This is a genomic window from Photorhabdus sp. RM323S, assembly GCF_042879375.1.
Classification (GTDB): domain Bacteria; phylum Pseudomonadota; class Gammaproteobacteria; order Enterobacterales; family Enterobacteriaceae; genus Photorhabdus; species Photorhabdus tasmaniensis.
The window spans coordinates 1-10391 of sequence record NZ_JBHFKZ010000084.1; the positions used below are offsets into that span (position 1 = coordinate 1).

A 10391-nucleotide genomic window follows, 5' to 3' on the forward strand; every position below is an offset into this window, starting at 1 on the left:
CTGCCCGGGGGCAGGTCCACCAGCGCGCTCAGTTTTTGGTGCAGTATCGCCGCCGCCTTATCCCGTATCAGCCGGTTATTCACCTGGGTGTAGTACGGCAGTACCGCCGTTAATAGCGGCTGATTTTGATTCAGGCCGAAACGCTGATACCAGGGCGCGCCGTATTCGGCCCGGTGCTGCACCCGGCCCAGTTCATCACGCAGGGTCTTGAACGCCAGCAATTGGGCGTCAGACGCTTCCGGGCGGGTTTTCAGGTCGGTCACTGCCGCCTGCACGACCTTTATCTGGTCCCGGTTGGTGAAAAGGGAGAGCACACTGCCAGCCCCCCACAATAACGCCAGTACCATCAGGCCACGACAGACATTGCGCTTCTGGATCCACCCGAACCGTCGGCCGTGCCAGTGCAGACTGTCAGTCAACACCCCCTGCCAGGCAAAATCGGGTAGCCAGTTCTGCGGTCCCGCGTCCCGGTTCGGCTCCAGCGGCAAACTGAACATCAATCCGCGCAGCAACACCATCTCACTGTACTCCGCCAGCCACGGTGTCAACACCTTACGCCAGTGGGCAATCCCCTGTTTCTCCAGGGTGGATGACAGACGATAAAGGAAATCATGGGCGTTCTCTGCCAGGACTTGCTGCATCCCCAGCTTACGCATCGGGTCAATCAACTGTTGCAGGTGAGTCTCCACTATCTCGGGTGTACAGCGTTCAGGTAAAAAGCACCCCACCGCCTGCGTCACCCGCCCTGCCTGTGACCAGAGACTGTGGCACACCTGCCACAAATAGATGGGAGCCTGCCAGTGCAATTGCTGGGCCTGTTTTTGCAACATCCGCAGGGCTTTATCCATCCAGACCGGCTGGGCGCTTTGTTGTTCGGTCAGGGCCCAGACGATGCCGTTGAGCGGACGAAAACGGCGCAAGCGACGCAGGGCTGCCAGTTGCGCGGTATCGGGTTCAGTTTGTAAACTGCCGCCCCACAGCAGGAGCGTACGATGGCCTTCCAGCCAGTGTTGGGTTGTCAGCCCCGGCGCGATGGCTTCCACCTGCGCCTTTTTACCTGTCACCAGTAAAATTCGCACTTTAAAACGCCAGAAATAACCATAGCGCCGACGAACACAGCTTTCCAGCGCCTCAAAATAAGATGGCTCTTTCGAGGAAAGGGCTTTTCCTCGGAAAGCGTTGACAGGCACTTTCTGTGGGGGTGTTCTCTGTTTGCCGTCACGAATAAGGTTCAACAACCAGATGACGCCCACCATACTGACTACCCAGACCACTATCTTGAGCGCCAGCGTATTTAATCCTAACTGATCCCCTCGGAGATATAGCAGCCCGCCTGACACCAGTGCTATCAGCAGGGTTATCAACCCCACCCCCAGATTACGGGTAATAAACGCTTTAGACATAGGAATCTCCTGATGAAATCGCCGGGTTTACCGGGGAAACCGTCCCCAGTTGTAACGTAGCATGCTGAGAAAGCAGAAAAAGCTGAGGGACATGTTGATATTCCGCCATCCTCATGGCGAGCGTCAGGGTAAACCAGTCGGTAAAATCCCCTGATTTCCCAAGCCAGTGGCTCACACTCTGGTGATCCGGCATGATCGGGACTGTCGTCACTTCCGGTGATAACGAAGATGTCAACACTTGATTCAACTGGATAAGTAAGCAATCTTTTATGGCAGGATCAACATCGTTGTCCCACAGCGTCCCCGCCGTGGCAGCCGGGCATTGATAATGCAGAAACCGGGCGATATCCCGTTGCACATCATCAGGCATTGTCGTCATCGTACGATGCAAACAACATTTTGCCGGCAGCTTAGAAGACGATGCTGTTAATAGCCAGGCCACTGCGCCATCACTGGCCCTGCGACGCCCATCATGATTTTCCCACGACCATGTGATTATCAGCATCAGCGCCGGGCTTTCCGTCACCAGCCAGTCGTTGAGTTGACTGGCATAATCCGGTTTCAACACGATCGGGCCTTGTAACTGCGACACAGAAAACCCCAGCTTTTGCCAAACCTGGCAGAATTGATGCCAAACGCTCTCTGCGACCGGGAAAGGGAAATAGATAGTCAACTGGCGACGAGCAACCTGTTTCAGCAAACTATGGCGCATCGGCCCTAACACCTCTTCAAACAAGCAGGCATGCCCCGGAAAAGGTGGTAAGACCAGAGCGCTATCGCCATTGACTAACACCTCACTCTCCGCCGGGGACGGGACTTCAGGCGGAAAAACCGCATGATAATCCACGACTTTCATGTTCTGTGAAGCCCACGCTTGCCAATAAGCTTCCTGCCAGGTGTTTTCCTGCGTCAGTAACTCCGCCTGCTCCAGTTCCACGCCGTAACGAAAAAACTGCCAACCGGCTATCAACCCGAACACAATCGCGGTTCCCACCACCGCAGCCAGGGCATAAAACACGCTACGGGGATCTGCAAACACGAACCAAAAACCACTGGCAGCCACCACAGTAACAAAGCACATCAGACTGAACAGCCGCCACCAGCGTGACCAGTTCAACGACGCTGGCCAGTGTACAATATGCGGTTCCGGAATTTCCCAGGTCATCACGCTTTCCCTCCGGTACCCATTTTCGATGTACTGGAAATAACATAACAACCGCATTGACAAAGGGCTTTATCAAAAGCAACCGGCTTGCCATCAGAGATAAATTTGGCATTGGCTTTGACAATACGGTTAATACCATGCCCTTCCAGCGGACAACTGACTACATCATGCAATAACGCGGCGCTTTTACCGTCAATTTCTATTGAGGAAGAAGCGGAAATCACTTCACCGCCGCTGCTGAGTTTATCACCCAGGCGAATAATGCCTTCAAACATAATGACTCCGGTATAATTAAAAATAAATTTTTCACATCTCAAGAGCGGTAATCGCTACTGTTTATCCCCCTGATTATTTGACGCCACCAGAGAAAGTGTATTAACGACTTTTTCCAGCACGGCTCTATCAATACATTTCGTTGAACACACTATGTCGATTTTTTCCTTTAATTTGACGGAAACAATCACTTTATTTTTACGTGGTTCAACCTGTTCAATACATCCATAAGGCAAAAAAATCGTTTTACTAAAAGGGGTCGGGGTTAATAAAAATCCGTTCTCTTTCTCGGCAAAGAAATAACGATCTTTTATTTTACGATATGAGACATAATGCATCACCGCCATCGTGATACACGTACTATTTAAACCTTTTATCAAGAGTAAAATAGCCCCCCCGCTCCAAATTAACGCTTGGTATCGATACTCGTGCCGTAAAAAACAAACCTCGCTATCTGGGACCGTATTATTGTTCTCACATTCAGTAAATGAAGAAAGTGCCACGCGTTGAATCGACAATAAACACCCAATGAAATAAACCACGCCAAACGGAAAGACACAGGACACGATAAAAGAACTGATTTTTGCATACCTTGGTATCTTGATAATAATAAATAAATTAACAATTTGCAGGAAAATGAAAACCTGTAACACTTTATCCACGATAAATAACTTATCAACCACGCCCTGTAATTGATAAGAAAGATCATCATAACCAGCATAAAGTACCCGGGTCGCCGCCAGTGAAACCAAACATATTAATACATTAATGGCAAAACCGATGAAAACCATTTTATAGATCTGTTTCATAAAAAAACCTCAATTTACACAAAATTACCTATCACTCAAATTTAGATAACACTTTACCTTCGATAATTCGCTGCTGAATTTTTCAAAGCTTCACGGCGATTCAGCGTCAATCAATTGGGTTGATTTCAGAATTTCAACCAATCTGATTAAAAAAATAATATCTTTAAACATAACAGTTTCTTACCCGGCAATTACTTGTATCAGTAATAATAAAAATGGCTCAGAAAACCATAATTATCTGGTAATACTTCGTTACCATTCTTAATTGATGGATTAAATTTCATTTCCTTAATCCTTTTTTTAGTTAATTTCTCAAGGCTAATATTCTCAGGATTAGGAAAACCCAATGCTGTGAAAATATCCTGGGCTAGTTTAACTGACGGAAACGGTTTTTTGATACTCAAATAGTACATATAGGGAGAAATTGCAGATGAAATAAACACCCACCATAAGATTACCATCTCTGCTCCATCCCAAAAATGGTCTTTAACTGAACAAACAACAGAGCCAATACAAATCACAATAGCAGCAAAGAGTATATAGAAAGTGTAAAATACTTCATCTCTGGCCTTCGTGCGGATCTCGACGTAATCACCTATTTTCGCAGTGGTCAACCCCAACCAACCATGAAAAGAGAGACCGTTGATTTTTCCCTGTACAAAATGACATTTCTCACCCAATCGTTCTTTCGTTCGTGAAGTCGCAGCCGCCGCTGCACTATTACCCATCATAGCAAGCAATAACGCCCCAAACTGATTACGCTCCTCCTGACGGGCAAATTCTTCGGGATCATATTCCTGATCGGAAAAATAGCCTTTCACACAGAGTATCTCAAACTCTTCCAATACCCCACTGACTTTGATTAATGGCTTACGCGGCGGTAATTCCGGTGGTGGCGGCTCTTTTGCTAAGATGGCATCCAGTGCCGGAATTTGAGCCTGAACCTCCGCTATTGCTTTTTCCACTTCGGCTCTATCTTCAGGGCAGCGCTGAATCCTTTCTCTCTTAACCGCTATCCGTGTATTAAGGCTACTTCTCTGACTTTTTATTTCCTTAAAGTCAATGGCATCTTTTAACATCTGATAAGTATTCATGAAATCACCTTAATTGCGTCAGCAAATTTTTTACTTTGTTCTTCATACAGCGTATTTCGCTGTGATTCAGGGGCAATAAATTGGGTTGATTTCAAACTTTCAACCAATCTGATCAAAGAAATAATATCTTTAAACATAACCGTTTTTTACCCGGTAATTACTTGAGTCAGTAATAATAGAGATGACTCAGGATACAATATTTATCCGGCAATACATCTTCGCTACTCTTAACCAATAAATCGGACTTCATCTCCTTAATCCTTTTTCTGGTTAATTTCTCAAGGCTGATATTCTCAGGATTAGGAAAACCCAATGCAGTGAAAATATCTTGAGCCAGTTTAACTGACGGAAATGGTTTTTTGATACTCAAATAGTACATATAGGGAGAAAGTGAAACCGAAAAAAACAAACACCATAAAATTACCATCTCTGCCCCATCCCAAAAATGGTCTTTAACAAAAAAAAACCCGGCAGCAAGGCAAACGACAATAACAGCAAGGAATATGTAGCAAGTATAAAATATTTCATCTCTTGCCTTTGAGCGGATCCCTTTATTACAACGCGGAGTAATAGAAATGACTCGAGTCTCAGGGTTTGCCAACGCATAAACAGCATAATACTCTTCCTGCTCTGTCACGGCTAATTCAACGTAATCACCTATTTTCACGGTGGTCAACCCTAACCAACCATGAAAAGGGATACCATTGATTTTTCCCCGCACAAAATGACATGCATCAGCCGGTCGTTCTTTCGTCCGTGAAGTCGCCGCCGCCGCTGCGCTATTGCCCATCATAGCAAACAATAGCGCTCCGAATTGATCACGTTCCTCCTGACGGGCAAATTCTTCGGGATCATATTCCTGATCGGTAAAATAACCCATGACACAGAGTATCTCGAACTCTTCCAATACCCCACTGACTTTGATTAATGGCTTACGGGGTGGTAATTCCGGCAGCGGTGGCTCTTTTGCTAATATTGCATCCAGTGGCGGGATCTTTTCTTTTGTTTTTGCAATCTCCTTTTCTGAATCTTCCGTATCGTCTGGATGATCAGCTATCCACTCAAGATTAACTTCAATCCATGTATCAAGACTGCTTCTCTGACTTTTCAATTCCTTAAAGTCAATGGCATCTTTTAACATCTGATAAGTATTCATGAAATCACCTTAATTGCGTCAGCAAATTTTTTACTTTGTTCTTCATACAACGTATTTCGCTGTGATTCAGGGGCAATAAATTGGGTTGATTTCAGATCACCATCCGGCTCTAGACCAAACACACAGCTACGGCACCATTTTTGTAACTCATTATCGACATATAATGAAACCAGCCACTCAAGAATAAGAATACCAACCATTACCTGCCAGCTAGCGAGAAAACCAATAAGCCTACCAGCAGCCAAAGACCCCAGTCTTCCTAAGATGATTTTCATAACATTACCATTCGTCAGCTGTTTCCTTAGCAATATTTCCAACAATCCACTAGATGCTTTTACCATCACTCCAATATCAGCACCAATTTTGCAAACAATTAACCCAATAAACTGCCAGCGTCGGCGGCCAGACCATTCAGAAACCGCGTCACTGATATCACCCCCCAGATTTAATACAGAAGCAAGTGTGCCTGCACTCGCCCCAATAAACTTAATAGTGTCAGTCGCCGCCACATTTTTTATGCCGTGCTCAACTACCGGGGTCACAATCTCCATCGCGGTACTCAATGTACCTAAAAACGCCGCAGTTACCTGGGCATGGCCCTTTGTATCCCCTTTACTCTCTTTTAACTGATTGGAAAACTCCAACCCATTGAAAATCAAAACCAGTAATTTAATTCGCGATTTCTTTAACGCAGGTTCCCCTTCGGCACTTTCGGAAAATTTTTTAAAATCAGACTGATATTTATTACTTTTTCTCAACTGTTCCTCATATCCCGACGCCTTAAGCTCCTTCAACACCTGCTGCCTAAACTCATCGCCATCTTTAAGCTGTGATACCGACAGCCCAACCGCCTGATCAAACGGCACGCCGGAAATCACCGAGAACAGTGTTTTACTCAGCATTTCATTCCAGCTGTTCATCACTTTCCCTAAACGGGTAAAATTAAAGAACCGGTCACCCAGCGTGACCAGTCGCCGGTCACAATGCAGCATCGCACGGGCAAATGTGCTGTTGGCCTTAGGCGGTTTTTCCAGCGCTTCATTCGCCTTATCGTAAGCCTCCGCCAGTTTCCCGCTCAATGACGACACCATGCCCATAAATTTTTCAATGTTTGCGGGTTTCACATTCCCTTTATTCTCGCCCATCTGTTGCAGAAATCCGTCCATTTCCGCCATCACGTCCGGGTTATTCAGCAGCAACGAGCGCCAGACAATATTGCTCTCCGATAAGGTTGAATACTGGGCGATTAAGCGGTCTAAAAATGCACTACCCGTTTTAGTCACATTCAGTGAAGCCATGGCATAGTCCACCGCTTCCCGGTAATTCAGGTTATCCGCCAGCTGAGTTGAGTAGAAATCCCGGCAACAGGTGATAAACCCACTTTCCTGGAGCCAGCTCACCCTGAGCTGAGCCAGCTGCTCCAGCTTTTTCGCTACCTCAGTACAAAAATCGGCATACTGTTGGTTAAACGCCTGCCATTTAGCCAGATTCAGCTCTTTCGTGTATTTCTCCCAATCATGGGCAAAAGCTTGCTCAAAAGTTGGCTCATTCGCTTTCACCATGATACGAGTCACATTCTCTCTGAGCTTAGCCTTCTGCTGATCGGAAAAAACCCCGTACTCCTTCTGCTTAGTGACTTCAAGAACTTTATCAACCTGCCCTTGCACATCCGCGGCTTTCATTTGACGCAATTGGTTTTTCACCCCGTTGAGCGAGCTGTCGGTCATAAACTCAATCGACAACTCCTTCAACCACGTGGCGTGCTCACCAGCGATATCATCACTCCACCCGGCCAGTTCATGTGCAATACCAATCGGATCATGCAAAGCCAGCAACACCGGTGAAACCGGCGAGCCATCTCTTGCCTGTCCCCGTCTTTGCATGGCTCTGACCGTGGCGTCCGCATTCCCTGCCCGCTTTTTGCTCCACGGATAGAGGGTCCCCTGCGGGCCAACCGCGTTAGGCGTAAACGTATAGTAGGGCGCCTCTTCCATTGTCCGGCTGATACGCGCCGCTGTCGGGTTGTGAGGCAGAAGGTAGGGGGGCCAATACATATCCACCGGATGGTAATCCATCACTGTATTCAGGGTCTCTGCCGTAACCTCGCTGATCCCCTCCCCTTCCGGCACCCCTCGCCATTGCCAGGATTTCACGCACTGCATTCGCTTTTCCCGCGCGTCGGGGTGATCGTGATAATACTGTATTGTCTCTGGGCTCCAGGCCGAAGGCGAGAAGGCCAGCCAGGTATCCTGACGCAGCGCAATATCCTGTAATACGATAAACTCCACATTGGCGCTTTGATGCGTCGGGGCGTGACAATCTGCGGTTTTCTTACCGTGCACCGCAAAGGGACCACAGTACTGCCGCCACAGCGCCCCGTCCTCGCTGATGCTCCAGGTCTCCCAGCATTCTTGTGGAAAACCACCGCCATAAGAGTAATAGACGTATAAAAACCCCTGCCTCAGGGCACGCAGCGCATAATGGTAGCCTTTGGCCGCTGGAAACGACGTCTCGGCCCACTCCGGCAAGGTTTCATGGATACTGTCCGGCACCACCGAATAGCGTACCGGCAACAGTGCCGGGCCGATTGACTGACACATATCACAGGGTGAAAGACTCATGACAAAATCTCCTGGTTAACTGGGGGAATAGCGGGAACATCGGGACGAGCGCAGTCACAGGCCAGCGCCAACCATTCTTCTGTGGTCAGTCTGACTGTACGCTCAATATAGCCACGGGTATGGTCACCCTCTTCACCGGACAGCAATGACTGTATCCGAGGGTGTAGATCAATCTCAGGGTGGTATAGCAAACCATGCAAGGCACACGCCTCCAGATCACAAACATTATCAAAGGCATAACGTTCAGTGACCCGGCGCAGTAAGGCCAGCATAATCTCCAACGCTGCGGACTCTGTCCGGCGTAACGGGTTGCGATGTTCCTGACGATAGCGGCGCAGTGCCCGGTTCATCGGGCCTGACCAGGTCATTTCCTGCACATTTTCCGGCGACAGCGCCAGCGAAAAGCTGTATTGCACCACCGAAGGCACCGTATTGTTCCGATGCAGCAACTGACCGTCGCCGTCGATCAGATACCAATCGGTCAATGGTCCCAGCAAGCGTGAGCGCTGCCAGGTATCCAATAACGACCAAAAAGCATTATTTACCGCCGGATCATAAAAACGCAGTACAATTTGCTGTACCGTTGACAAGGTTTGTACCGCCGTCATACCAAGATGTTGTGCAATCGTGGATACCGTGCTGGCACTGAACAGCCAGCCACAAACCATTCGACCTCGTCCGACCATCAACTCCGCCGGGTCGGCCTCCTGCAACGCTTGCGTAATACTCAGCGTCAGCATGTGAGCATCCTCAGGCTGGTTGATATCCAGCGGTATCAGCCAGGGAGAATGACGGGATTCGAAACGGGGATGCTTTATCCGAGTCGCTATGGCGGCAGGCTGATGATTGAGAATCGCCGCAGGAAACCTTTCTTCCTGCCGGGTATCCAGAAAAACCGCCGGATCAACCAACAATAGCCCTTTCCCCCCCTGTTGGGTAAATGCGGTATGCAAGTCAGCCAGCAACTGGGTTTTCTGCCGGATTTCAGCATCGGATGAAAAATCGTAACCCATTTGAATATCAGTTTTTGTCATGGCGTGTCCCCTTAATTCACTATCCCATTTTGCCCATCGGCCATCCGCGCTGCCGTTGACGCACAACGGTCAGGCAATGTCAGGGTTGAACTCTGACTGGCGGGGCCTGCTTTTTGGAAAACATCGCACTGAAACCGGGCATTCTTCGGGCTGGCAAACGAAATGTGACCGTCTTTTAGCGAGATATATGCGCCACCGCATTCCAGCCGCAGTTCCGTTTTCGCGGATATCGTCACCGTGTCTTCCTGGCTGACCAGACGCACCGCCTGCTGGGCCAATAAATCCATCTCACCGGTCTGGGCCTGAATTTCTACCTTGCCGGAAGCCGCCAACAGTTTCATACCCAGGGTTTTGGCAAATAAACTCAGGGTTTCACCCACCGCCAGCCGGAATTTCTTGGTAATGCTCATATCCGCATCACGGCCAACTGTTGCTATCAGATTTTCACCGGCAGAAAGCTGTAAGTTGCCCGGTGTCACCTGAGCAATACCTGACGGCGCTGAAAATAAGAGGGCCCGCTGTTGCAGCTCTTTGAGGGTGTGCTCCATAAATGCGGTCTGGGCTTCGATATCCGCCAGTTCCGCTTTCGCCGCTTCAGCGGCGTAACGCAATCCCGCCGCAGTCTGAATAGCGGCATCCAGTTCCGACAATACCGCCTGCATTGCCAACACCGGCCCCTGGGCTTTGGGTTGCCCGTCAGTACTGATAAACATCCCCTTACCGGCCCGGATCACCCCCCAGTCGTCTGTCCGCAACTCAAAACCTTCTCCCCGTTTATCCGGGTGTGGCTGCTGACTGTCCACCAGATACCCCAGATTGAGCTGACTCTTACCGCC

At 48.6% G+C, this 10391-nt stretch carries 8 protein-coding genes and 1 pseudogene; all 9 read right to left on the reverse strand.

Features of this window, described 5'->3' with window-relative positions; translation table 11 throughout:
* Window positions 1-1403: pseudogene (locus tag ACGF7G_RS21065) on the reverse strand (type VI secretion protein VasK); the annotation flags it as partial.
* Window positions 1396-2568: a hypothetical protein gene (locus ACGF7G_RS21070; protein ID WP_387468150.1), complete on the reverse strand. Its 1173-nt coding sequence runs from the start codon at window positions 2566-2568 to the stop codon at window positions 1396-1398. The pseudogene ACGF7G_RS21065 and the gene ACGF7G_RS21070, both read right to left, overlap by 8 nt.
* A complete protein-coding gene (locus tag ACGF7G_RS21075; RefSeq protein ID WP_166296400.1) occupies window positions 2568-2843 on the reverse strand; it encodes a PAAR domain-containing protein in 276 nt (91 codons plus the stop codon). The genes ACGF7G_RS21070 and ACGF7G_RS21075 overlap by 1 nt, the downstream gene beginning before the upstream one ends.
* Window positions 2844-2897: 54 nt before the next feature.
* Window positions 2898-3650 (reverse strand): hypothetical protein, encoded by a 753-nt coding sequence (locus ACGF7G_RS21080; protein ID WP_387468152.1) that lies wholly within the window; start codon window positions 3648-3650, stop codon window positions 2898-2900.
* A gap of 200 nt (window positions 3651-3850) precedes the next feature.
* Window positions 3851-4744, reverse strand: a complete 894-nt coding sequence (locus ACGF7G_RS21085; RefSeq protein WP_387468154.1) for a hypothetical protein — start codon at window positions 4742-4744, stop codon at window positions 3851-3853.
* A gap of 166 nt (window positions 4745-4910) precedes the next feature.
* Window positions 4911-5900: a putative type VI secretion system effector gene (locus tag ACGF7G_RS21090; protein WP_133814750.1), complete on the reverse strand. Its 990-nt coding sequence runs from the start codon at window positions 5898-5900 to the stop codon at window positions 4911-4913.
* Complete coding sequence (locus tag ACGF7G_RS21095) at window positions 5897-8521, reverse strand: T6SS effector BTH_I2691 family protein (RefSeq protein ID WP_387468156.1); 2625 nt, start codon at window positions 8519-8521, stop codon at window positions 5897-5899. The genes ACGF7G_RS21090 and ACGF7G_RS21095 overlap by 4 nt, the downstream gene beginning before the upstream one ends.
* Window positions 8518-9555, reverse strand: a complete 1038-nt coding sequence (locus ACGF7G_RS21100) for a DUF4123 domain-containing protein (protein WP_387468157.1) — start codon at window positions 9553-9555, stop codon at window positions 8518-8520. The genes ACGF7G_RS21095 and ACGF7G_RS21100 overlap by 4 nt, the downstream gene beginning before the upstream one ends.
* Window positions 9556-9566: 11 nt before the next feature.
* Window positions 9567-10391: DUF2345 domain-containing protein (locus ACGF7G_RS21105; RefSeq protein ID WP_387468159.1), on the reverse strand; the 825-nt coding region annotated here is incomplete at its 5' end.